The sequence below is a fragment of the Cytobacillus citreus genome (assembly GCF_018343665.1).
Classification (GTDB): Bacteria; Bacillota; Bacilli; order Bacillales; family Cytobacillaceae; genus Cytobacillus; species Cytobacillus citreus.
The window spans coordinates 860,921-885,927 of record NZ_JAGYPM010000002.1 but is presented as its reverse complement, the minus strand read 5'-3'; the positions used below and the strand labels follow the sequence as shown (position 1 = coordinate 885,927).

Below are 25,007 nucleotides of genomic sequence, written 5' to 3'. Positions count from 1 at the left end.
CGATAAAGGACGGTATCAATAGAAAGGAAGATCATAGTGAATAGAAGAAAACTTCGATATTTTTCAAGCCTTACGATCATACTCATTTTTTCAGTCATTTTAACAGCGTGCGGCAGTAATAAAGCGGGGACGAATCAATCAGCAACAGACGGAGATAATCTCGGGAAAAAGGACCTTACGATTCCCTATGTCGCATGGGCAACCGAAGTGGCAAGCAATCATGTGATAAAGGAAGTATTGAACAGTGTTGGATATGATGTTACTTTAAAACAAGTTGATACAGGTCCAATGTATATCGCTGTTGCGAACGGTGCTGCTGATGCGATGATTTCTGCATGGCTGCCGTACACAGATGTCAGTTATTGGGATCAGTATGGGGAGAAACTTGTTGATCTCGGCCCTAACCTTAAAAACGCGCCATTAGGTCTTGTTGTGCCAGAATATGTGGATATTGATTCGATCGAGGATTTGAAAAAAAATACGAATTCAATCGGAGAAAATACGGAGTGGACAATTACAGGGATTGATCCCGGGGCTGGGCAAATGCAGATTACAGAAGAAGCCATGGACATATACGGATTAGATAAATGGAATTTACAAGCAACAAGCGATGCATCGATGATGGCAGCACTTGATAAGGCGATTAAAGAAAAGCAGAATATTATCGTTACCCTTTGGTCTCCGCATTGGGCTTTTACGAAATATGATTTAAAATACTTAGAAGACCCGAGGCAGGTATTCGGTGAACCGGATGATATACATACCCTTGTACGTAAAGGATTGGAAGAAGATTCCCCGGCAGCCTATCGAATTTTAAAACAATTTAAGTGGAATAAAGACTTACTGGAAGGCGTTATGGTCGATATAAATAATGGAACAGATCCTGCTGACGCTGCAAAAAAGTTTGTCAAAGAAAATGAGGATCTTGTGAAAGAATGGACAGAAGGCGTGAAGTAATCTTTTTAAAAAGAAAGGATGCAGAGCAAAGCCGCTCATGTAGACATAAGGTACTTGACTTCCTAGATTAGGCGAAAGAGCTGGGTTCCTCACTACTAATAAGATTCCTATGTCTGTTTTCCAAAGTAAGTGCTCCAACTTAATTGTGAGAAATTGATTAAACTTATTTGGTGAAAACTGCTCAATTCTACTGGACGGTTACAGGGAATCAAATTCTATTTTCTTATGTTCAAATCATCTTTTGCACACAGTGTAAATCCATATTCATAAATGCTCTTTGCTATTTCTTCTAATGTGTTTTTCTGAATGTCCTCTACGGGACCGGATTTATCAAAATAACTAAATTGGTATTCATAATTTTCGTTGGTGCAAGAATGTAAAATTACTTCCTGTTCCCCATTTTTAAATAACGATAAACCATCTTTCAACATTTTGGTAAGGTTTCTTATTTGTTTCCCATCATCTTCCATTAACGATTGAATGTATAACCATTTTATATCATCCCATGTATAGCTATCTAAAAAAATACATCTAAGCTCATTCCGTTAATATTTTCTTCTAACCATTTTCTTGGAACTTCAAAGCTCCCGTTGTAAGTATATAATACTACAGTTTCCATATTTAACACTCTCCTTTATTCCCCTTGCATCGCGACTATGCAAGGGGCGATTTTTAGTTTTTAAATGAGATTCCTTGTATATAATCAACTGCTTTTTGCGCTTGTTGTGAAGCACTATTAATGAATGAAGTAGCATTTTTCAAGACGTTTAACCAAGATTTAATATAGCTTGCTGATTTATCTAATGTACTGTTTTCGATTCCAGCTATACCGCAAAGCAATATCATGATGAATTTTTTTAAAACCCTCACTTTCTTCAATAATTGAAATTATTTTTTCGCAATCACTCTCCCAAACTTCAAAAGTTATAAGTTAAGAGCCAATACGAAGAACATTCAAATCCCCCTAGGTCTCGAGTCTTAGTGGAAATTCATTCCAAGACCGATTCAAACCTTCTCGTTATTATCTTATAATTTGATTAACATAAAAAAACAGAGGAGTATTAAAATGACAAGGAAATTAGTATTGGGAATTATTATTGCTGCTAATTTATTATGGATAACAGGGTGCAGCTCGAGTGTTAATGGAAAGGAAAAGGATTTTGAAATTCATGTTCAGAAAGATAAAGCGGAAAAATTAGATATCACCTTGGATGCTGGCATCGGAGAAATAAATGTTTCGGGTGAAGCGAAGGATTGGGCTGAAGGAGTAATTGAATACAATATCGATGATCTTAAGCCTAAAGTTAAATACAAACATACTGGCAATACTGGCAAAATGACCATTGAGCAATCTGATGGAAAAGTATTAGGTATTAAAAAGGGCAGAATAAAAAATACTTGGGACCTACAGCTTACAAATGATGTTCCGATTAATCTGAAAGTGAAAACAGGAGCAACGGAAACAGACCTTGATTTACAAGGATTGAAGCTTAGTAAACTTGATATTGACGGAGGGGTCGGGGACATTACTGTAGATTTAAGTGGGGATTGGCAGGAAAGTTTTGATGTTGATTTAGAAATGGGTGTTGGCCGATCAACTATTATCCTTCCGAAAGACGTAGGGGTAAAAATCATATCGTCTAAAGGAATTGGTCAATCGAACTTCAATGGATTTATTTCTGAAGGAAACGGCGTCTATGTAAACGAAGCCTTCGAAAATGCAGATGTGAAAATTGTTGTGAATACTGAGCTTGGCGTTGGTGAAGCTAACTTTGAATTGGAAAAATAAATGCTGTCGATACATTAAACTCGCTATCACTTCCCATATTTTATGAATGGCCTCGATATTCGGATCGAGGCTTTGTTTTTTTGGGAAAGCAGAAAATAGAATGGTAAATAAATCAGGTCAGCTATAAACAAAATAAAAAGATATATAGTGGCTTCTAAACTGCTACTATATTTTTCCTCTCACCTAATAAGAAAAAAGTTGACGTATCAACCTTTTTTTAATAAAAGTACCCATTACTTTAATAAGGATCCTTACATTTCCCTTTGTTTTATCCATAACCAAATTCTGTAACTCCCCAATAATGTTATTAAAAACAAAAAAATTAGTATTAATTCCCAAAAGGTCAACATATCTATTTGGACTAAGCCTCCAGCATTAACCCCAGCCCATATCTTAGTATCACAGTACTTGTTTTAGCTATAAAATTCTATCCAAAACGTGTTATTCAAAAAGACGGGGTAAAGGAGCAGGAAAAACCGCTACTTTACCCCATAACACTATTTTTGTGCTTCCATTTGTTTTCTGACCTCATAAGCAAGATAGTTTTGTAATTTGTTTAATTTATCGATTTCCTGACGTTTTTGCCCCCCACTCATATCAGGATCATTTTCAACCATCCGTATAGCTTTACTGATTTACTTATCTCCCTCAACAAACTGATATTTTGCTTCCGGCTCTAGCCCACGTTTCTTTAATAAGAAGTTAATTCAAGATTATTTCTCCCAAATTTCAATCCATCTTCCTTCTGGATCAGAAATCCAAATAAATGTTCCAAACTCACTTTTTTCAGGTCCATTTAAAAGTGGTATTCCAATTTTGTTAAAATGCTCCATCCAAGCTTCGATATTTTCTACTTGAAAATTTAGCATCACTGATTGTTCTTCTGGAAAATAATCACTATCTTCTTTAAAGAAAGTAAAGATCGTTTCGTTGTCAGCATCTGGCTTGATGACAGTACCATTCCAATCTCCCATCGAAATTCCTAGTGTTTCTTTATACCAATTTTTTAATGAAACAACATCTTTTGATCTCCAAAAAACCCCACCAAAACCTTTAATTTTCATAGTCGTGACCTCCAATTAAATGTATTCAAATAATTTTATTACTAAGAAATTCTGCAGCGTTACTTAAATAAGAAAAAGGTTGCTGCAATCCTTCTTTAATAATAACGCCCTTTAGCTTAATAAGTGTTACTTATGTATCTTTAGACCCTGAATATATATAATGGTTTTTGTCAAAAATAAAGGATTCTTTTTCTTTAGTGAAACCCATTTTCTCTGCTACACGAATCGATGGAAGATTTCTTGGGTCAATTATACTTATCAACTTATTAATCCCTAATTGATAAAACCCATATTCCTTGCAAGCTTTTGCTGCTTCAGATGCATACCCTTTTGACCAATACTTTTTATTAATATGGTATCCAATTTCCACCTCAGTTTTTCCATCCACTTTTTGATTAACAAGTCCATAATCACCTATTAATTCGTTAGTTTCCTTTAAACATATTCCCCATAATCCATAGCCACATTCTTTGTATCTTTCTTGATTTCTTTTAATCCAGTTTTGAGTGTGTTCAAAGCTAAATGGGGCTGGGTAATATTCCATTGTTTCAGAATCTGAAAATACAGAATGAAGAGAAGGCATATCATCATCTTTAAACTGTCTCAAAATATTTTAAGCAACTGGTGTCCCATTTTTAACAGGTTCATCTGGTTTTAAGAGTACAACGTCACCTTCTTGTGGAACGCCACCAATTACTAAAACCTCAGATTTAAAACCTGCGATACGTCTAGGAGGGAAATTTACTACTGCAACCACTTGACTTCCAATAAGTTGTTTTGGTTCATATCTACGTGTAATTTGGGCTGAAGAATGTTTAATACCGATCTCACCAAAATCAATTTCTAATTTTATTGCTGGTTGTCTTGCTTCTGGAAATGCCTCTGCTTTAATTACTGTACCAACACGTATATCCAATTTCAAAAAATCCTCAATTGTTGCCACTAATATTACCTCCCTTTTTTACTTATTTTGATTTTACTTAAATAAATGAAAGATTAATATTGATTTTCTTATGGTAAATTGATTTTCACGTTTATAGTTCACAACTGAGTTGTCACAATACATCACCTCTTGTAAAAGTATTTTCATGAAAGTTGTAGAACTTATTTCATATCTTTACTCCTACAGACTCTTCGAATACTGTGTTTTTTTGATAGGATGAATGACTATATTACCTGAAAATAATAAACCAATTATGATTAATACAGTTGCGGCAATATCAAATATAGTTATGGATTCATTCAAAAAAATAACAGCTAATACATAACCAAAGATTGGAGTCGTAAATAACCAATTATTAGCCCTTACCGTATCCTGTTTCAATAGGTAAAACCAAAGCAGCATTGTACCAATTGAAATAATGAACACTAACCAGGTTAACGATCCAATAAGATACAAATCCAGTTTTAAAAAATAAATTTCTTTTTCTAAAACATAGGTTATTGGAATTAAGACCAATCCACCTATAGTTACTTGCCATGTATTAATAACAATACTTGGCAGATTTAAATTGCATTTTGTAAAGTAAACACTCCCAATAGCCATTGAAACCATCCCCAACCCTAAAATAATTAACCCAGTTACAGTTGCATCACTATTTGTTAGAGATGGCCATGAAGCAATCAGTAATCCAGCAGCTGCAATGATCATACCTATCCATTCTTTTAAAGTAATTCTTCGCTCTAACCATAAATAGGAAAGAAAAGCGACAATGAAAGGATTGGTTGTTACAAATAAATTAAATAAACCCGCTGAAACATAATTTAATGCCCAAAATGTTGCTCCTAAATAAATGGTTGTATTTAATAAACCTAATATAATTAGAGATCTCCACTCCTGTAATTTAGGCCAAGGATATTTTCTTCTAATTACATATACATAAAGGAATAACAAACCTCCAGCGATAAGAAAGCGAGTGGTAGCTAATACGAGAGGAGTAGTTGAATGCAACCCAAATTTTGTTGCTATTGCTGCAGATGACCATAATAATGTAAAAAATAATCCTAATGCTGTTTTCATCTATTAGCCCCTTTTCAAAGGTGGTTTATCAAAAAAATAACTGTGTTCAATGGTGAGCACAGTTATCTTGAGCAACTTGGGTTCTAACCAAGTCTATATTTAAATTTTACTTATATTGAGTTATTGTTTTTTACCGAAAGTCAGATTATTTTATCCAAATATCGTTATTTAGCTAATTTTTAGAACGATTCTTTAAAGCCTTAATGATAAAATACGCTAAACCATCCTAAAATAAAACGATATTAATACTCATGGCACCCATTACATCGGAATCATTCCTTGTAACCGAATTTGAAACTTAAATTATTACTCATTGATGGGTGTTATTTCGCTAAAATTGTGTATTTTTTTCTAAATTGACTAGGTGTTAGCTCGTCATGTTTTTGAAATAAACGTGTTAGTGACGATTGATGTTCTAAACCAACTTGAATAGCAATGTGTAAGATTGGTAAATCCGTGTTACGGAGTAATTCTTTTGCTTTATTCAAACGTACTTCTTGTATATATGCTGAAGGTGATCTACCGGTTTCTTTTAAAAACCAATCTGAATAATAAGAACGATGATAATGTTCAATTGAAGCTAATTGTTGTACGGTTATGTTTTGATCATAATGTTCATGAATATAGCGAATCGATTTTGGTTGTTGTTTTTGAAGTAAATAATGTGAAATGTAAGGATAAAGCTCCTTAAGAGCAGAGGAATGCACAGAATACTCATTAATCTCATCTAGAATAAGATTTCGAATCCCTTTCCATCGATTATTTAACTTATAAGAAACTCCCTTATTTTGTAGCTTTAACTCATTCCAGGTGAGCATAAAATCAGGGATATCTAAAACCAAAAACTCGTTACGTACGACTGAATGAAAAGTATGATTGCATTTTGGAGGAACAAAAAATAATGTTTGCTGATCTAGTTTAATGTTCTGTTCCCCCGCCTTTATATTAAGTTCCCCTTGAAGAGGTAAGATTAACTGGGCGTATGAATGTGAATGAGTGTCTTGATGAGCTGTATAAGTTCTTCGCTCTGCCACAATTTCTTTCATTTTTTCCATGTAGGATTCCTCCCGTATGACATCTGAATCTCTAAAGATGCTTAAACTGCTTTATACCTGTGTAAGAATATAAACGAGCGGTTCTGAACGGTCATTCGTTCCAAAAAAATATAATTGGTTGGCAAGGAAAAGTTCGTAATAACGATGTTCCGAAGGCTCTGGGTTACCTCTTAAGCTGATTATTATTTGCGGATGAGCATCAGGTACGATATCGAATTTAAAATCCTCCATAAGTTGCAGCAAAAAAAACATCGGAACAGTAGCATTGTAGGAAGTGGGTGATTCATCTTCCAGTAACCAGTTCGGTTGTCCCCCTATTTTATTTTCACTGATGGCATTTTCAGAAACAGGTGTAAGATTCCATCGTTTAAATTGAACTTTTTCTTTGTAACCCTTTCTCATTATACCTTCTTTTGTTTTAAATATATTGATTTTAAAGTTCCGCTGGTAGGATTCCAGAAAGCCTTTTGGGATATCTACACCTGGCAGGGTATCTTGAAGCATTTCCGGGATAAGATACTCTTCATGAGCACAAGAAGTGCACGCAAACACAGCCATTGATAAATCATGCCATTCATGACTTTCTGGAAAGGCTGCTTGAAAAAAGAAGGTTTCCTCGGCACCGCATAATTGGCAGACCGGTATTTCCATTGAAGCCGGTATGGAAGGATAGCCTCCAATAAATGATCGATCGCTTTCGTTTTGTTGCTGATTGGATGGGTCCACCTTTAATATATAACTAGACTCCATTTCCTTTCATCTCCCGTTTCAGTATAAATTTAGTTTATCTTATATCGTCTGCTAAAACTAATCATTGTGATCATTATGGGTTGGGAAAAATCCTCGAGATCGTTTTTCCATTGATCCTTACTTGATATAGAACCTCATATGGTCTTGTAGAACCGACAGTATATTTAGGTACGACACGAACAAAAACAGTTTTCCCCGCTTTAACTTCATTTGCTACCATTTTTTCAAATTGATTAAATCTCCCTCTGTTAACAGACAGGTTTTGCGGGAAAATATTTCCGGAATTCTTTGAACCAAGACCACCAAGTTGGGAACCAATTCCATGACCAGCATCGTCAGTCTGTCTTCCAAGTGCTCTTGCATATTCCCTAGAAGCATCATTAGTGCTTGTTCCCTTTTTAATATGATGCTTTTCGATTTTCGCGAAAACGGATCGTAGTTCTCCATTACTTCCGTGGATTGTTCGATAAGTTAGCCCTGCGTTAGTCGTTATTTCATGTCTTGTAAATCCTTTTGCAGTTTTTAATACTTTTGCTGCAGCCATCTTACCGAATGGAAAACGACTTATCCCCAAAGTAAAAATAGCTGCAGCTGCATATTCAGGTGTAAGTAATTTTCTTGGATTCCGTATGATGTCTGCTATCTGTTGGCCGCTGGCTGCAAAGCCAACCCCGGCTGAAACGGCGCCAAGGGCCGACCAGACTCCTAGAAAAGGTACCGATAAGGCAAATGCTCCAGCAATAATGATTCCTTTTTCCCATCCGGACAAGCTGTCCCACCAGTTTTGTAGATTATCAAATAAACAAGCAAAACAAGCATCCATGCCACCATATGAACTTTCCCAATTGACGAGGACAAGTACAAAAAATAAGACCGCTGCTGCAATTAAAGTTAACGCTTGATGATACTTCTGAACGTTTGCCATTAGCACAGGCAAACGTTTCTTTGCTTCTGCATTTCCATATATTAATGTAAAACCAAGTTCTCTTCGTTCTCGGTAGAAGTAGAGTAATGAACCAAAGCGCTGTCTATCATTTATGAGAGAATTCGACAAGGTCCATAATTCGGATACAGGATTAATGGTTTTTTCGCCTTCAAGTTTCGGAATTTTCTCCTTCACTTGGTTCAATTGCCAATAATCTATGAGTAAAGCTGCAACAAGCATCAGCAAAAATACTGGTTTTGAGGCATAGCCGCTTCCAAACAAACTATGTATTCCAGCGAGCCATTTCGGAGTATGATAATCGGCGTTCCAAATGGCATGATCTAAAATGGAACAAACCAAAAGGAAGAAGGGAAAAATGAAGGTATAATGCTTAAATCGATTTTGATATCTTACAGCTAACCCGATTCCCAATGCAACCATAGCGGTGAGCAACGAATGCCCAGCGGACATTTTATCGGGCAAAAAACTTTTCTCAAAATACCCTGGAAACAATGTGAACAAGTCCCAATGAAGCACTTTCCCTGCAAGAAAGCTAACCCCATATTGATCTCCAGTTATTAAACGGCGAGTTGTTTCCTCTACAAATTGAAAACCGGCTCCCGATGCAGCTCCAATAAGGGCAAAATCGGATAAACTTAAGGATGAGGCACGGCGTGACAAAAAAAGATAGACACCAAGGGGGATCAATTTCAACACTTCTTCAGCAATGGGTGTTAAAACAGCTTGGCTCCATACATCAGAAGCCTCGCCGCCGAAAACCGCGGTAATCGATCCTACTAAAACTGAATTCAGTGGCACGATCATCCATGCTCCTGCAAGAAAGAAATAGGTATATTGTTTCCATGATAGCGTTTTACTTCGGCATAAAAGCCAAAATTGTAAAATCACATAAAACGACCAAAAAAATTGCACGAGTATTTTTCGTGAGTCTTCCATGAAAAACAAACTGAGAACGAAGGCAATCAAAGAAATCCAAGAGAAAATGGCATAAATTCGAAAAAGCGACGGATGTTTACGGATCCATTCTTTCCAAAAATGATAGAAAGACTCCAGCTTCGTCCTTATTGTTAATCTAATGCTTTCAATCCTACTTGTCATTCCTCTCACTCCCATGCACGAGTTTAGAAGAGCATTATATTCTTAGATTTCAGGCGAATGTTTAATACTGGTTTCATTGCTTACGGTTACATACTATATCTTATAACGCCATTTTTTTGAATAGGTCTAATTTTCCAAATTCAAATCGTTTTTCCATAAGATAACCCTTTATTCAATTAAACAGCCTCATTCAATAAGAAAAAGCCGCCAAGATGGCAGCTTTTTCTTCAACTCTTGTTCCCGTTCGCAATCTGAGAAGCGCAAAAAAACAGCGTTTCAACACAGAGAATGACTAGTTCTTAATCCAGTCGATCCAATCCATAAATTAATAAATTGTAGCTCTCTCCATTTTTTAACGAATGAGGCGGGGATTCTTTAGTATTGTTTTTTTCAGAATTTGAGAAGTTATTTTCATGGTAATTGATCAAGTGTCTTCTTTATTTACATTTAATAATCAGGTTTATCTTTTTTGCAGCACCGATTAGAAAAACTTGGCATTCACCAAGTCCTTTTTGGCGAATGCCTTAGTTTCTTGTATGCGATCTTATTAGCAGATATTTAATTAAAAACACACTTCACTTTAGTACGTTAATAAACTTAAACCTTCCTATTAGCCAAAAACTCTCTGGAAAAAGAAGCTTTTTTTGCTCTATAAGGCAATAGAACCTTTTTTATAATATTAAATGTTTGTCCAAGCTAGGTTTCACTTAATTGCATACTTTATAACATAAAAATTAAGGGGGTGACAAAATGGTTCGTGTTATTGATTATCAAGCAAAGCAGCCTATTAGTAAAGTTAACAATAATAAGCCAACTCCTATTCCTCATTCTCCAGATAATATTGTACTAGCCTCAATCCGTATAACTATACCAAAGAATGCAAAGAAAAATCATGTAGAATTAATTGCAACAGCGGGCCTTCGAGGGATAAATGAAACATCTCAAATTTTATTTAAGATCTTTCGTGATGGAAAAGAAATTTTTAGAGCTCAAAATGGAATAGAATCGGATCCTACATCAGAGGTAAATTATATTGTGACATTCCAAGCTATAGATAAGAATGTGAGAAAGGGAACACATCGATATAAAGTGACTGCTGAAAATATTACTTGTGACACAGAAGCAGCAATTGTCGGGCCAATTTCATTTAGTGGTTTAGCCATAAAATGTTAATGGCAGAATCACGAATAATAGATTCAAACGGATAGTAGATTGCTGATAATCCTAAGGTTATCCAATACCCCTTATTGTTGTGGGGTATTGGATAATGGAACAAAAAATCATTATTCCTTCTTCTACTCCCTCAGTTTAATAAATGGGCTATTAAAGAAGCCTAACGACTTAAAGTAATGTTGCAGTTTATACTCTTTTAACTTGTTCAATCTTTAATCCGAAAATTTGCGGTGGTTCAACATTGTTGTTTTGTAAATAAGAAGATAACTGCCCACGGTGATGTATTTCATGTTCTATGAATGCCATCATAATCCTCCATGAACTTACCTCATGACCATGCATAGTCGGAATTCTTTTGGTTAATAGATCATTGCCTAGAATTAATAAGCCTTTTATAAATTTGTCATGACACGCTTCTAAATAATAAGTAATTTCCTCTATCGTTTCCCCTTTACTTCTTTCATGCCCAGGATAGGTCCACCCCTTTTGCTCCAATATATTTTAGAAGAACCTAAATGTCTGAGTAAATCTCCCGTTGAAAATTTATTTTCTGCTGGTTTCCATTCTAAAGTAAAACTTGGAGTAGCTTTCACATATTGCATAGTACGCTTTCGAACACTATCCAAATACTCTACATATTCATTAATGTTGTGAATCATAATTCATCACTCCCATTATTAATTTTTTTCTTTTCAAAAAAGGTAAGAGATAGCTGTTCATTTACTCTGACTTCATCAACTTTGTGAAATCCGTTCTTTATATAAAGACTAACGGCTGGAGTATTTTTAGAGCCAGTTGACACTTTTATTGTTTCAATTTCTTCCTTACATTCAATGAAATCCAATAGACTTTGGGCAATTCCTTTTCGAAAATGTTCTGGGTGTACGATTAACCGATGTATATCGATTTCACCCTTTTCTACTTTTAATGATATGGCTCCGCAAAGCTCTTCCTCAATATAATAACCAAAGAAAGTTTCTCCACATTGCTGCAATGTATCAACTGTATCTTTCAATGGGGGGATGTCGGAAAAGCCAATTATTTCTGCCTCTACCATATAAGAAGGTATTTGAACATTCAATACTTCTTCAGCAAGTTCTCGATTACGAATATCAATTTCTTTTATCAAAGACATCCCTCATTCAATTATTTAATATAAAACTTTTTAAACCAACTTTCTAAATTCTCTTTTATTGTACCTCTTGCATGGTAGCCTATATTTTTATACCCTAATCTAAAATAGAGTGTTTTTACAAAGTTCTTTACATTTGTCTTAATCCGATAAAAGCTTATATAAGAACTCTCTTTCTCAAACACAACTTCCAATTCATCAAATATATTAATAACCCATTCTTCTAATTCTGTTTCCGACAAATCTTTATCCACCAGGGACTCAATAACAAATATTAGTCTTTCATCTTCATCATCTGTGTAAACTGGACCTTTAAATAAACAATTATGCACTGTATCAAGAAAATCTTTAGACATATCAGTATTATAGCTCGGATGGTCTATTGCTGATGCCAATAAATCGGCCCCATGTGCAATACTGTGAGCCCACCCTTTTTCTTCTACATAACCCCTTGTATCCTTTTCTTGCCGTAAGTAAGAAATACTGCTTTCAAATGCTCTTAACAAAATGTCAGTTGAAAGAAATCGAACATCCTTATCTTTATTCAAAATAACCGCAATGACTAATGAAGAAAAAGAACGAGTAAATACGGAATCGCTATTGATTTTTTTATTTGTTCTTCAGACATATCTTTAAGTTCAATCAGCAGGCTTTTTAAATCCATAACCATACATCCTTCTCTAAGTAAGCAAATCATTTATTTTAAATAGGAAACCGAATTTTATTATTTAATATACACATCCATTAAAACCCTATCATTCCTCTAATCTATGATATTCCTGGTGAGAATTACTTCGTGACCATAAAACGACTGGGATTAGCAGCAGTGAGAGAATTCCTCCTACAAACGAAAGTGTAGTGTAACTGAAATAAGCTGCAATGACTCCTGATAATATTCCTCCCGCTGCACCAGCTAATGCAATAAAGACATCTACAGTTCCTTGAACCTTCGCTCGATTGGAAAAAGAAGTTCCATCTACAATGAGCGCGGTACCGCTAATTAGACCGAAATTCCAGCCCAGACCAAGTAAAGTAAGAGCAGTGATAAGCATTGGCATGGAACCTGTAGTAGTAAAAGCTGCAAACACACCCGCAAGAAGCAGGGTAACTCCTGAAGCAATTGCCATCGCCGCGCGCCCAATTTTATCAACGAGTATACCCGTCACTAGAGACGGAAAGTACATTGCTGCTACATGAATTCCTATTACCATTCCAACCGCATTTAAGCCATGTCCATGATGCCCCATATGTATAGGCGTCATCGTCATAATCGCGACCATGACAATTTGAGAAACAATCATAACAGTCGCACCCGCAACGATTCCCCGTTTATTAATGGAAAGCCCCTTTCGTTTCTTATCTGCAAAATTTGACTCATCCATTGTCTGTGAGCTAGCAATTGCTTTTGCAACAACAAGAGGGTCTGGACGAAGAAAAATAAGAAAAACGAACCCAGCAAGAATATAAGCACAAGCTGCTAAAATAAATGGACCTGCTAGAGCAGGTACACCAATTGAGGCAGCGAAGTGTCCCATCACTTCAACCAAGTTAGGACCTGCAACAGCACCGAATGTGGTTGAAACCAACGCAATACTGACTGCTGTTGCTCGCTGAGTTGGCTTTGCTAAGTCAGTGCCTGCATAGCGTGCTTGTAAGTTTGTCGCTGTTCCAGAACCATAAATGAGCAATGAGGCAAACAGAAATAGAATATTATTCGTCACTGCTGCTAGGACTACCCCGACCGCACCAATACCACCAAGCAAAAAACCTAGTCCTAGTCCAAAGCGGCGCCCGAAACGTTGGGATAAATTCCCGACAAGTAAAGCCGCTATGGCAGAACCTAATGTAAACAAGGCAGTAGGAACACCCGCAAAGCCCTCCGTTCCAAGCATATCTTGTGCAAGAAGCGCACCGACCGTTATTCCTGCTGCAAGTCCTGCACCACCGAAAATTTGTGAAATAACAACGATAATCAATGTCCGTTTATAGAGTCGCCGCTGCTTTTCCGGATCATCAATGTAACTCTGCAACCTAGAAGATTGACTTTGTATAGCACCTGAATCATCCAATTTAGGTAACATCCCTTCGAACCACCTATTCCCAAAAAAATATTTAATGCCCATATTATATTTACTATTCAATTTGCAAATGAAACTTTCCTTCTTCCTATAAACCTTTCACTTTAGTTTAATAAAAAGAACACTTTTTCTTGAAGAAATGTGCTTGCTTGGACGGGTTTTATAAGAAGCTTAAATTACTGATAAATTATTTCAGGTCCCCATGGAGCAGGACTTATAGTAGGATCATTTACATTTTGTCTCTGTAATCCTAATTTCCCAGCAAAATAATCAAGCATTTCAAAGACAGTAAAACGATGAAAACTACCGTTAAGAAATTGCGGTTCATTTCGTCTGTTGGGATCTATCTTCTTTAGAGGAATAAAAACACTTGCAGTATGATCATTAAATTCATTAACTGGAACACTAAAATTAATATGTTCGTTATAACCATTTGCAAACGCTAGGACGGTAACTTCTCCCATATTCTTCATCGGAAATCTAGGGTCCTTAAAGACTGAAACAGGTATTTTTACTTCACCATTAGAATTAGTTAATGCTGTTCCAATAATCTCCCCTAAAGAATTGATTACAACTATTCGAGCGTTACGAATGGGTGTATCACTATCATCAAAAGTACTTTTTACTTTAGCAGTTAATAATGCTGATATGGTGTTCTCATTTGCCTCTGCAAAAACTGTTATGGATGAAAAGAGAAAAGAAATAATGAAAAATATAAGAAGACTTTTTTGACCCAAGGATTCCACAACCTTCTCTTTGTTTTTTCCTTGGTATTTTTTGAATTAAAGCTTTATATATACCCTTTTCCTTATTACGATTAGAAAAACTTGGCGTTCGCCAAGTCCTTTTTGGCGAATGTCTTAGTTCTTCTTATGCGATCTTATTAGCAGATATTTTATTAAAAACACACTTTACTTTAGTACTTTAATAAACCTAAACTCTCCTATTAGCAAAAAAATGAGCTGTAAGAACAGCCCATTGATTCAACAACCTTTTTCTCCAACTCTTGCTCCCAATAGTTGAAGAAAGTTTATTTTTTTAGTAGTGAGTAAACATTTGTATCATATGCTATACCGTTTTGATACATATACTTCCTCAATACACCCTCTTTTTCAAAACCCATTTTAGTTAATAGATTATTAGATGCTTCATTTTCAATAAAGACAACAGCCCCTATACGAGTTAAATCCATATCCTCAAAACCATAGGAAAGAACTTTAGATACAGCTTCCGAAGAATACCCTTTTCTCCAATGCTCTGGATAGATTTCGTAACCTATTTCTGCTCGTTTATGTTTAGGTATCCAGGCATTAAAACCAATTGTTCCAATTATTCCTTTGGAACCTTTTCTTTCAATCCCCCACCGAATGCCCCTTTTTTCATTATAATTATTGGAAAAGAACTCAATAATTTTTTCTGCTTGATCTATACTATCTAATGTCTCTTGTCCATAATAACGTGTTACATCATTGTTAGAAAAACAGGCAAAAATATCTTCAGCATCCTCTTTCGTTATTTCTCTTAATATAAGCCTTTCCGTCTCTAAAATTGGAAACATTTAATCTCTCCTTTTTTTCTTTTCTATTAATTATTCTTCATTATTTGTGGAAATCCCCCCTATTTCTTAAACAGACCTACCTATTACTACAAAAAATCGAGTGGGGACATTTTAGAATGCACCCATGTTGTCCCAAAAAAGAAGAGCACTTCTCCTTCATGAAGAAATACTCTGGCTCGGAAATAATTAACTCTTTATATCTCCGAGCATAATAACTCACCTGTCAGCGCATCAATATAACGAATTTTCTTTTTTGAATCCTTTGCACAAACTTCATACTCTAAATATCGCTTTTCTTCATTTGATTCATAATCCGTTTGCCAAGATAATTGAAAATCAAGATGATCAAAATAGATTCTCCGGGCTTCTTCTTCCGAAATGCTAGGTTTTGATGGAACTTTACTCAAAAGGCCAACATCAAAGCTTAAGCCACTGTAATGATCAATTTCTCCAGTTGTACAATTAACAGCAATGTGAATGATTTCTAAGAAGACAGGGTAACCACTTTGACTTTTTACTTTGAAAGTAAAAACTTCCTTTTGACTGTTATCCTCATCGTCCTTATCAAACTCCCGATCAAGAAGGTCCAAATATAAATGGTAGTCTGGAATCATTATCTGTAAAAAATCGACTGCCTTTTCCAGACATTCCTCTCTTGTTAGCTGAAGTTCTCCCTTACGTTCTTTAAACCACATAAACTTCGCTACTTTTCCTGTTTCTTTGTTAATAAATGCCTTTACAGTCTCTTCGTTTCGTCTTTCGAAATAGCCGTTTAAAGAAAGATCCTCATGATCCTCTTGCCAGTCACGTTCACGCCAAACCTTTCCTATCTCACTTCCCCAATCCACTTCTCGGATTATTTCCATCTCACTCGTAACTCCGACTATTTCTTCAATCGATCGTCTTTGAATGATTTTTTTATTAGAAGGAGCGAGTGGTATATATTTTCCCCCTTCTTCTTCTATATCCACTAGCAAATTAGGTTCCAGATCTCCTGCCCTAAATTTTAAATAAGAAGGTGTATGCTCATAAACAAGTCTCAGCTTTTTAGCGTATTTATCGTAAACACCCTCAGGAAAATAAACAAGCTGTAATTTAAATGATAATTGCTCTTTTAATTTATCAACTAGCGCTTCTTTTGCTACTAATTCTTTTGGAATATTTGGGACGGGTTTAATGCCATGATAACGGAAATTGACAATTATCCCTTTATTATTTACATCAATATAGCAGCCCGCTAAATTTAAAGGTAAATTGAAAACGATCTGCTCATAGTTAAAACGAGTAACGCCATTTTCAAGCTTTTTCTCTTGAAATAAGCGCAATGTTCTAAGGGCATCAGGGTAATGGTCAGTTAAGAAAGCCTCTGCTCGATTTCGCTTTTCTTCTAAAGTCATCTCAACTTGCTCTTCTGTCATTTCTTTCATATCGATCGTCAAACTGAGAAGATCTCCATCTTCATTTAATGTAATTTCAATATTCTCTTCCTCATCCTCCGTTGACCAAGTAAAAAAAGCTTCCCCTTTCTCTTTTTCATGTTTAATATAATCTTCAATCACAGGGCTAAAATGTTTAGGTATTTCGAGTATCGATAAGGCACGATTTTTCAATTCATCTTTTACCATTTTTATTGCCTCCTCAATCGTTAATTTCGGCTCCGTAACTTTTGGCGATTTTTCTTGTACGACATGAAGCTCTTTCCGCAGCTGTGCTAGCCCCTTATGCAAATAGGTTTTAACAGTTCCTAGTGGTGCATCTAATAATTTTGCTATCTCTTGAATGGTTAAGTCTTCAAAATACTTTAGGACAATTACCTGCCTTTGTTTTTCTGTGAGCTTTGCAACGGCTTCTTTCATGTATAACTGTATATCAAATGCGGGATCTACACTCGGCTCCTCTTTTTGACTTAAGGGATTGTGCTGTTTTTGCTTTTTCAAAAAATCAAATGCGCAGTTGATAACAATCCTTGTTATCCAAGTTAAAAAGTAGTTTGGATTCTTTAATTTATGGATAGCCATATATGCCTTGAAAGTGGCCTCTTGAACAATATCAGCCATATCATATTCATTTTTCACATAATAGCCTGCTATTCTTACAAGCTTCGGCCGAACCTCTCTAATCAGCTGCTGAAAAGCCTGCTTGTCTCCATTTATCGCCTGTTGGACTAGCTCTAACGTCTTCAACTTCCAACCTCCTTACTTATTAGACATATGAACAAGCTAATTTGGTTTTGAAAAAATTTAAAACTGCCAATAAACGATGATTTGGCCGTTAATTTTATTTGTATTATTTCGTTGGCTTTTACAATCAGAAATACATTTATTAAAACGAGAAAGAGACAAAGAATTAGTCACCTTATACTCCAACCGGAAATAAAAATAAAAAAGTAGTTCCTTCACCAATACTGCTTTCCACTTGAATCATCCCATTATGCCCCTCAACGATGGCCTTACTTAATGAGAGACCAATACCTACAGAGCCGGTCTTTTTGTTCTTCTTTCCTTTATAAAACCGTTTGAATATATTGTGGATTTCTTCTGCTTCGATTCCTTCCCCTTCATCACGAATTTGAATTCGATATAAGGTTTCACTCTTTTCTAACATGACCGAAACAATTCCACCAGAGGGTGTATGCTCAATCGCATTTTTGATTACATTTAGGAGTGCCTCGGTCAACCAATCCGTGTCATGCTTCATAATACATTCCTTATCCGTGGTTACCTTCACTTCTACACCTTTTTGTGCCGCAAAGTCTTTTAATATTTCCACACTCCCTTGAATAGTCCTTGAAAGTGAGGAATTCTTTTTCTGAAACTGAATGGCACCAACATCCAGCTTTGCCAGCTTTAATAAACTCTGAATCAGCCAGTTCATTCGTTCCAGCTGTTGCCTACCCTGATCTAAAAACATCGATTGCTGCTCTTTCGAAAGTTCCTTCTCCGTCAAAATATCGTTGTACATCGTTAACGCTGCTAAAGGTGTCTTCAATTGATGCGAAATATCGGACATTAAATCGACAAGAAATTGTTTTTCCTTTTGCAATTCCTCAATATTTTTTTGGATCACAAAGCGCATTCGATTAAAGCTATGTGTTAGTTTGGAAAAATCACCTTCACGCATTTCTTTTAAAGGGGAAATATCTCCACCCTCCAATATTTGATCGGCATAGCCTGTTAACTCACGAATTCTTTTATATATCCTATTTGTAAAAAAAGAATACAATCCGAAGGAACCTATGAAAAATAGCAATAAGCTTATTGTCATTAATACAATAAGCGAATAAAAAAGGTCCGATATTTCCGGAAAAAAATTCATAGATAGAGTTGGGGATATTCCATACTCCATTAATATATCCATTCCCTGTTTCTTCTCTTCATTGCTAAAATCCTTTGAAAGCAGTACCGCCAAATCATCTTGAAGCTCTGGATGTTCTTTTACTATAACTCCCATCATTGCAGCATTCGATTCAATATATTCCTTTTTAAACTGCTCGCCAAAATAATGGATTCCAGTGCTAATCATAATAAGAAATAGAAGGAATAATAGAAAAATAAGCCTTCCCGTCATTTTCACCTCAGGGTTTTGCCATAAATCGAAGAAACCTATTCTCTTACTACTCGTTTGTTCCATTTATACCCCAACCCCCGATGTGTCAATATATATTCTGGGTCTGAAAAATCTGTTTCAATTTTTTCCCGTAATCTTTTTATATAAACGGATAAGGTATTATCCTCAAAAAATCCGCCGCCACCTTCTAAAAGCAAATCAAAGATTTCATCCCTGCTTAAAATTTTTTCAGGATGATTCATAAAAATCAGCATTAGCTTATATTCTTGAGCAGAAAGCGGAATCTCTTCCCGATCCTTTTTTAACACAGCTCGATCGACATCAAGAATGATAGAGCCACTTCTTAATAGATGGCCTGAATTCGCTTTCCCCTTTCTCCTTAACACAGCCCGAATCCTGGAAAGAAGCTCGCGTACTCGAAATGGCTTCGTCATATAATCATCCGCTCCAATATCTAGGCCTAACACTACATTCACTTCATCATCCATAGCGGTTAAGAAGATAATCGGGATATCTGAGCTTTCGCGAATATATTTACACATGTCATATCCATTTCCATCTGGGAGGGTTACATCCAAAAGAGCTAAATCAAATGATTCTTGATGAATAGCTTCTTTACATTCTTCCACTAAGCTTACATGTGTGACATCATACCCTTCCTCTTTCAAGGAAAACTTAAGCCCCAGCGCAAGTGAAGCGTCATCTTCCAATAATAAGATCCGTACCATCTCAAATCCTCCGTTTCCTACTCATCTCTTAATGCATCATTCCAATCCTTATTCGTCAGCGTCCGTGCAGAAACTCTTGCTGATAGATAACAAATGATGATGAGTGACATAAAAGCAGCGATATTTTGTATGAAGCTTCTTTCCCAATTTGATATTCCAGAACTGAGATAAAGTAAGAATTCAATTGACACCGCTAACGATATTCCGATGAATCCACTAATAAATGCGTACAGCAAACCCTCTCTAATAATCATTTTTCGCAAGTTCTTTAAAGACATCCCGATGGCTTTAAGGGTTGCGTATTCCTTTTTACGTAAAATGACATTCATTGAGGATGTGTTAATAATATTTAAAACGCCAATAATAGCAATTGCGATGACAAAGCCATATAAGTAAATGAGAATTTGTACTTGCAAGGAAGATTGATCTTTCATATTCTCATGCACATTGACTACTTCCAAATTTGGATAGTGTGCGGTTATTTGATCCAGCTTTTTTTGAACCTTGTCCACTTCATTTTCATCCTTTAAATAAATGGATATATTACTTATTGATGATTGTGATGGAGCTGATTCGCCCGCATAATGAATTTGCTTTTCTCTTATTTCGGGAATTTGGTTTAAATCCTTCCAGAATGTAGCCGGGATTTCCTCTGACTGATAAAAAATAATTGTGAAATCTCCATTACTATTATCCATATCGGATTGAAATAGCATCAAAACGATATTAGAGAAAGCAGTGAATAGAAAAATGCTGATGGATAAGGAAAAAATAACAATAATAGATTTCAGCTTATTCCTCCGTATATTTCGGAGTGCCATAATCGTTTCGATACTCAAAACTCTTTCTATGAAGCGAAAGAACCTTTTTACTTTAAAAACAGTACGATTGCTTCTTCTAATAGAATCTAATGGTTCAATTCGATTAGCCATTTTCAGTGGCACCCATCCAGAAATAATAAGAGAAATGACACCAATTAACGAGCTTAGAAGCATAATAACCGGAGAAAAAATGATTGGGAAATAAAATAAAGAGAATTCTGTTTCCTCAAAAATTAATTGGTATAAGACTAAAACAATCCAATAGCCAAAAAAGCCTAGAAGCAAGCCGAGCGGTATACCAATACCTCCGAAAATCCACATTTCATACGCAATCATTTTTTTGATCTGATTTTTTGTTGCGCCGACTGTTCTCAATAATGTAATATCTCGGATACGCTCAGCGATGCTTATTTGAAAGGTATTAAATATGAATGCAACAGTCGCCAGTACGACAATGAAAATGGGAAAAATGTAAATGATAGTGAATAAACTATTATTTATCGAATACTCCACCCCAACCAATGGGTGATTTATTTCGATATTTTCTTTGGGTATATAAGCCTGAATTTGGTCGTACACCACTTGGAAATTTGCTTCCTGAGCTAATTCAATATATAGATCAATATCCCTGTCCTTTTTAACAGCTTTTTGAACGAGGAATGCTTGTAATGTTTGCCCATCTCGAAGGGCTTTCTTATTTTCTACTATCTTTTGCACATGAAAGGAATGCTTCATTCCAGAAGCATCATTGAGCATTAGCGGTAGATTCATATAATCCATTTTCTCAAGATCAGCTGCTACCCATTCTTCTATTATTAGCCCCTGCTGCTTTCGATTGCTTACAGGGTTGAAAGGCAGTAAGGTATAGGTGTCCTGATTGATGTAATTCATCTCAATCTGTCTTCCACTATCTATAAAGAATGTCTCTTTTGATAAAACACCAATTTTATCAATTTGAGGATTTGCTTGCAGACGTTTCTTCGTTTGCGAATCAGCGTTTTTTATTTTTAAATGATAGGAGCCATAATCACTTTTCGTCTGTTCAATTGTATAATTCTGCAGGCTGAATAAAAAGGTTCCGATTGAAGTCGTAAGTGCAATCGACATCATGATACCTAATATCGTAAAAATCGTTCTTTTTTTATTATGTATTAAATATTTTTTCGTCAATTTCCGATGAATTGACATCTTGATCGTACTCCTTTAATGATAGGCTACATCCTTTTGAATCGTACCATCCTCTATTTGAATAACCCTGCCTGCTTTTTCAGCTATTTTCATATCATGAGTAATGATAATTAATGTTTGTTTATATCTTTTTGCGGTTAATTGTAGAAGATTAATCACTTCATTACTCATCTTGCTATCTAAATTACCTGTCGGCTCATCGGCTAATATATAGGAAGGCTTATGTATTAAAGCACGAGCGATCGCAACTCTTTGCTGCTGTCCGCCAGATAATTCCGAGGGGATCGCATGAACTTTGTGTTTTATGCCCAGATATTCAATAATATCGTTGTAATAAGCTTCATCCACCTTTTGGTGATCAAGCAATACAGGAAGCTGGATATTTTCTTCAACATTCAATATAGGAACAAGATTAAAGGATTGAAAGATAAAGCCAATTTTTCTGCGCCGCAAAATCGATAAGGCTTCATCTGATAAAGAATAAATAGGCTCCCCCTCTACTTCAACCATTCCTTCTGTTGGAGAATCCAACCCTCCAATCGTATGGAGCAGTGTGCTTTTCCCAGAACCTGAAGGACCTACAATGGCAATAAACTCCTCTTCATGAATCGTCAAATTAATAGATTTCAAGGCGGGAACAGCTCTATCTCCTTTCCCAAAAACCTTGCTGACATTCTCTAAGCGGATAACCTCCAATTAACTCCCTGCTTTCCTGTACTTTAATTAGATTTAGTATACTATAACGCAACATCATTCTATCCTGATTATATAGGAAAATAGGAACTATCTAAGTGACACCTGTCTTACAGTTTTGTAAGATAGATTTTCTGCATAGAAAAAGCCCATGCTTGGGCTTTAATACGAATAATTATTAATTAATCACATCTATATTTTCGATATTTTTTATTGCGGAATAGGCGATGAAAACTCCAAGTAGAGAGAGAGAAATGGGTATAAAAATAATAGAATTCAATGTAAATCCTCCAACATTTTGACAGACAATTAAGACAGTGATTATTGAAGCTACAATCGTTGTCGATCCCGAAAATTTCTTCATTCCAAAATAAAGAGGAATAAGGCTCATACAGCTAGCCGCTAGTGCATTCATTAAGACAATACTAAAATAACTCAAGACATCTGCAAACGGTAATGAATCTGGAACGACATGTGCGAAACGATCGAACACGTAAAATGAGCTTCCCACTAGAAAGTAAGATAAAATAATACATATAAACGTAAAGGCTACAACAATCAATAATTTGGCTACAATTAGTTTCTTGCGGTTTATCGGATACATAAAGAGAACTGAGATCGATTTGTTTTTAAATTCACTAATGACAATTCGTGATAAAAGAACCCCAGCAAATATGATAAACGTCGCCCTTATCATGGTCTCAATAATTTGTAATGCCATATAACGGTCTTGAAAGACTTCTGCCCCTTCGATTTTTTCAATAAAACTGATGACGCATATTAAACCAAAAATGACGAAGTTTGCAATAAGCGCTCTCCAAACATATCCACTTAATTTAAACTTTTCTAACTCTAATCTTATCAGCTTATGCACTTATGCCACCTCTATTTAATAAAGATAAGAAATAATCTTCTAACGAACTTTCTTTCTTATGAATGGATTCAATGACAACATCATTCAAAATTAACATTTTCGATAATTCACCCAGAGATACATCCGATTCATATACTCTTATAAAATAATTATCAATCACTCTAAAGTTCACAATTTTTAATTGATGTTCTAATAGATACGCTGTTTTTTTATAATCATTTGTCGCTAATTCAATATACTCGGAATTCTTTTCACGAATATGTTCCATTGTCACTTCTTCGATTAGCTTTCCTTGATTAATTACCGCAATTGTATCGGCAACTTTCTCAATTTCCCCTAAAATATGGCTAGATACTAAAATCGTTATGCCATATTCCTTACTTAACATTTTAAATAAGTCCCGAATTTCCTTAATTCCGACTGGATCTAGCCCATTTATCGGTTCATCCAAAATAAGAAACTCTGGTTTCGTTACAATTGCCCTTGCGATGCCAAGTCTCTGTTTCATACCAAGTGAAAAATCCTTCACTGGCTTTTCATCAATATTTTTCAAATGAACAAGCACTAGCGCTTCATCAATCGCTTGCTTATTATGAAATCCCATATACTCACAGTGCAGCTCTAAATTTTTTCTAGCCGTAAGCTTGTCATAAAAAATTGGATTTTCAATAATTGAACCCATTCTGCCTAAGAGATGATAGGATTGGTTCATAAGTTTTTCACCGAACAATTCAATCTCACCGCTGGTAGGTTTCACCAAGTTGGTTATCATCTTCATAATCGTTGTTTTCCCTGCACCATTTGGTCCTAGAAAACCATAAATTTCACCTTTTTTAATCTTCATATTAACATTCGAAACAACTTCATTCCCCATATACGATTTTGTTAATTGCGTTGTCCTCAAAATGTAAGTCATATCAACTTCTCCTCTCAACACTTCAATATGTCAAATTTTTTCCATCCTAAGTTTATGGGGTAAAAATTGCTTTTTCCTTATACAATTCTTAAGAAATTCTTAAGTTACGATAATCAATTAGAAAAACTTGGCATAAACCAAGTCCTCAAGTTTTATTAATGGAGATATCGGTCAGTTTCGCTAATATGTCGGTCAGTTTTAACATTATATTGAAGCTAGTATAAAAAGTGGACACAGGCAGTGGCGTCATGTTTAAATCATAATCAACATTAATAAGGACGTGTTTAACATGACGAGAGAACTAAGAAAATACCCTACTGAATTTAAAGAATATGTTACTAAAATGATTGTTCTTGATGGCAGAAAACAAGTTGATGTTAGTAGAGAGCTTGATATCCCCTATGATACCTTGCAAAAATGGGTACGCAGTTTCCGCAAAAAGCAACAAGAAGCTGAAAAAGCAAGACAGAATCAGCTACTGACTGCCTCTGAATTCAAGGAACTGTATGAGGCAGAAAGATTAAAACGTCTTGAGATGGAGGAAGAGAACGCCATCTTAAAAAAGGCCATGCACATCTTCACGCAAGAAAAGAAGTAAGA

General features: G+C 35.5%; 26 protein-coding genes. 4 read left to right on the top strand and 22 right to left on the bottom strand.

The window, feature by feature from the left end:
- Positions 1-36: 36 nt before the first annotated feature.
- The gene (locus KHA94_RS10310) at positions 37-957 is read left to right on the top strand and encodes a glycine betaine ABC transporter substrate-binding protein (RefSeq protein WP_338030740.1); all 921 of its coding nucleotides are present in this window, start codon (positions 37-39) and stop codon (positions 955-957) included.
- 672 nt (positions 958-1,629) lie between these two features.
- Here the strand turns inward: KHA94_RS10310 and KHA94_RS10305 are convergent.
- The gene (locus tag KHA94_RS10305) at positions 1,630-1,827 is read right to left on the bottom strand and encodes a hypothetical protein (RefSeq protein ID WP_213102008.1); all 198 of its coding nucleotides are present in this window, start codon (positions 1,825-1,827) and stop codon (positions 1,630-1,632) included.
- Between the two features lie 196 nt (positions 1,828-2,023).
- Here KHA94_RS10305 and KHA94_RS10300 point away from each other — a divergent pair, with 196 nt between their 5' ends.
- On the top strand, positions 2,024-2,746 hold the full coding sequence (locus tag KHA94_RS10300) for a toast rack family protein (RefSeq protein ID WP_213102007.1): 723 nt from the start codon (positions 2,024-2,026) through the stop codon (positions 2,744-2,746).
- Between the two features lie 713 nt (positions 2,747-3,459).
- On the opposite strand, the gene KHA94_RS10295 is transcribed toward KHA94_RS10300, so the two are convergent.
- The 7 genes from KHA94_RS10295 to KHA94_RS10265 all read right to left on the bottom strand — a co-directional run bounded on the left by KHA94_RS10295 (position 3,460) and on the right by KHA94_RS10265 (position 9,679).
- Positions 3,460-3,810, bottom strand: a complete 351-nt coding sequence (locus KHA94_RS10295; protein ID WP_213102006.1) for a VOC family protein — start codon at positions 3,808-3,810, stop codon at positions 3,460-3,462.
- Between the two features lie 130 nt (positions 3,811-3,940).
- The gene (locus tag KHA94_RS10290) at positions 3,941-4,420 is read right to left on the bottom strand and encodes a GNAT family N-acetyltransferase (RefSeq protein ID WP_338030764.1); all 480 of its coding nucleotides are present in this window, start codon (positions 4,418-4,420) and stop codon (positions 3,941-3,943) included.
- 3 nt (positions 4,421-4,423) lie between these two features.
- Positions 4,424-4,753, bottom strand: coding sequence for a chaperone CsaA (gene csaA / locus KHA94_RS10285; RefSeq protein ID WP_213102005.1), 330 nt, complete (start codon positions 4,751-4,753; stop codon positions 4,424-4,426).
- 180 nt (positions 4,754-4,933) lie between these two features.
- Positions 4,934-5,830, bottom strand: coding sequence for a DMT family transporter (locus KHA94_RS10280; RefSeq protein ID WP_213102004.1), 897 nt, complete (start codon positions 5,828-5,830; stop codon positions 4,934-4,936).
- A gap of 323 nt (positions 5,831-6,153) precedes the next feature.
- Positions 6,154-6,885, bottom strand: coding sequence for a helix-turn-helix transcriptional regulator (locus KHA94_RS10275; protein WP_213102003.1), 732 nt, complete (start codon positions 6,883-6,885; stop codon positions 6,154-6,156).
- 51 nt (positions 6,886-6,936) lie between these two features.
- Positions 6,937-7,635, bottom strand: a complete 699-nt coding sequence (locus KHA94_RS10270) for a zinc ribbon domain-containing protein (protein ID WP_213102002.1) — start codon at positions 7,633-7,635, stop codon at positions 6,937-6,939.
- 73 nt (positions 7,636-7,708) lie between these two features.
- Positions 7,709-9,679: a DNA/RNA non-specific endonuclease gene (locus KHA94_RS10265; protein WP_213102001.1), complete on the bottom strand. Its 1,971-nt coding sequence runs from the start codon at positions 9,677-9,679 to the stop codon at positions 7,709-7,711.
- A 750-nt stretch (positions 9,680-10,429) separates the two neighbouring features.
- Between KHA94_RS10265 and KHA94_RS10260 the strand changes: the two genes are divergently transcribed.
- A complete protein-coding gene (locus tag KHA94_RS10260; protein ID WP_213102000.1) occupies positions 10,430-10,852 on the top strand; it encodes an exosporium protein C in 423 nt (140 codons plus the stop codon).
- Between the two features lie 186 nt (positions 10,853-11,038).
- Here the strand turns inward: KHA94_RS10260 and KHA94_RS10255 are convergent, their stop codons facing one another.
- The 14 genes from KHA94_RS10255 to KHA94_RS10195 form a co-directional block, all read right to left on the bottom strand.
- The gene (locus KHA94_RS10255) at positions 11,039-11,347 is read right to left on the bottom strand and encodes a DinB family protein (RefSeq protein WP_249365424.1); all 309 of its coding nucleotides are present in this window, start codon (positions 11,345-11,347) and stop codon (positions 11,039-11,041) included.
- Entirely contained in the window at positions 11,290-11,511 is a 222-nt protein-coding gene (locus tag KHA94_RS25915) for a hypothetical protein (RefSeq protein ID WP_249365480.1), read from the bottom strand. Before KHA94_RS25915 ends, KHA94_RS10255 begins: the two co-directional genes overlap by 58 nt.
- The gene (locus KHA94_RS10250; RefSeq protein WP_213101999.1) at positions 11,508-11,981 is read right to left on the bottom strand and encodes a GNAT family N-acetyltransferase; all 474 of its coding nucleotides are present in this window, start codon (positions 11,979-11,981) and stop codon (positions 11,508-11,510) included. Before KHA94_RS10250 ends, KHA94_RS25915 begins: the two co-directional genes overlap by 4 nt.
- Before the next feature lie 17 nt (positions 11,982-11,998).
- Positions 11,999-12,532, bottom strand: coding sequence for a DUF2785 domain-containing protein (locus KHA94_RS10245; protein WP_249365423.1), 534 nt, complete (start codon positions 12,530-12,532; stop codon positions 11,999-12,001).
- Positions 12,533-12,739: 207 nt separating this feature from the next.
- Positions 12,740-14,065 (bottom strand): MFS transporter, encoded by a 1,326-nt coding sequence (locus tag KHA94_RS10240; RefSeq protein ID WP_213101998.1) that lies wholly within the window; start codon positions 14,063-14,065, stop codon positions 12,740-12,742.
- Between the two features lie 173 nt (positions 14,066-14,238).
- Positions 14,239-14,799: a hypothetical protein gene (locus tag KHA94_RS10235; RefSeq protein ID WP_213101997.1), complete on the bottom strand. Its 561-nt coding sequence runs from the start codon at positions 14,797-14,799 to the stop codon at positions 14,239-14,241.
- A gap of 293 nt (positions 14,800-15,092) precedes the next feature.
- Positions 15,093-15,620 (bottom strand): GNAT family N-acetyltransferase, encoded by a 528-nt coding sequence (locus tag KHA94_RS10230; RefSeq protein ID WP_213101996.1) that lies wholly within the window; start codon positions 15,618-15,620, stop codon positions 15,093-15,095.
- 194 nt (positions 15,621-15,814) lie between these two features.
- Entirely contained in the window at positions 15,815-17,803 is a 1,989-nt protein-coding gene (locus KHA94_RS10225) for a sigma-70 family RNA polymerase sigma factor (RefSeq protein ID WP_213101995.1), read from the bottom strand.
- Between the two features lie 172 nt (positions 17,804-17,975).
- On the bottom strand, positions 17,976-19,250 hold the full coding sequence (locus tag KHA94_RS10220; protein WP_213101994.1) for a HAMP domain-containing sensor histidine kinase: 1,275 nt from the start codon (positions 19,248-19,250) through the stop codon (positions 17,976-17,978).
- Entirely contained in the window at positions 19,223-19,915 is a 693-nt protein-coding gene (locus tag KHA94_RS10215) for a response regulator transcription factor (RefSeq protein WP_213101993.1), read from the bottom strand. Before KHA94_RS10215 ends, KHA94_RS10220 begins: the two co-directional genes overlap by 28 nt.
- A 17-nt stretch (positions 19,916-19,932) precedes the next feature.
- Positions 19,933-21,924 carry an ABC transporter permease gene (locus KHA94_RS10210; RefSeq protein WP_213101992.1) on the bottom strand — a complete coding sequence of 664 codons (1,992 nt, stop codon included), beginning with the start codon at positions 21,922-21,924 and terminating at the stop codon, positions 19,933-19,935.
- Between the two features lie 15 nt (positions 21,925-21,939).
- A complete protein-coding gene (locus tag KHA94_RS10205) occupies positions 21,940-22,620 on the bottom strand; it encodes an ABC transporter ATP-binding protein (RefSeq protein ID WP_213101991.1) in 681 nt (226 codons plus the stop codon).
- 175 nt (positions 22,621-22,795) lie between these two features.
- Positions 22,796-23,491: an ABC transporter permease gene (locus KHA94_RS10200; protein ID WP_213101990.1), complete on the bottom strand. Its 696-nt coding sequence runs from the start codon at positions 23,489-23,491 to the stop codon at positions 22,796-22,798.
- A complete protein-coding gene (locus KHA94_RS10195; RefSeq protein ID WP_213101989.1) occupies positions 23,484-24,407 on the bottom strand; it encodes an ABC transporter ATP-binding protein in 924 nt (307 codons plus the stop codon). Before KHA94_RS10195 ends, KHA94_RS10200 begins: the two co-directional genes overlap by 8 nt.
- A gap of 289 nt (positions 24,408-24,696) precedes the next feature.
- Here KHA94_RS10195 and KHA94_RS10190 point away from each other — a divergent pair, with 289 nt between their 5' ends.
- On the top strand, positions 24,697-25,005 hold the full coding sequence (locus KHA94_RS10190; protein ID WP_213101988.1) for a transposase: 309 nt from the start codon (positions 24,697-24,699) through the stop codon (positions 25,003-25,005).
- The last annotated feature ends 2 nt before the right edge of the window (positions 25,006-25,007 follow it).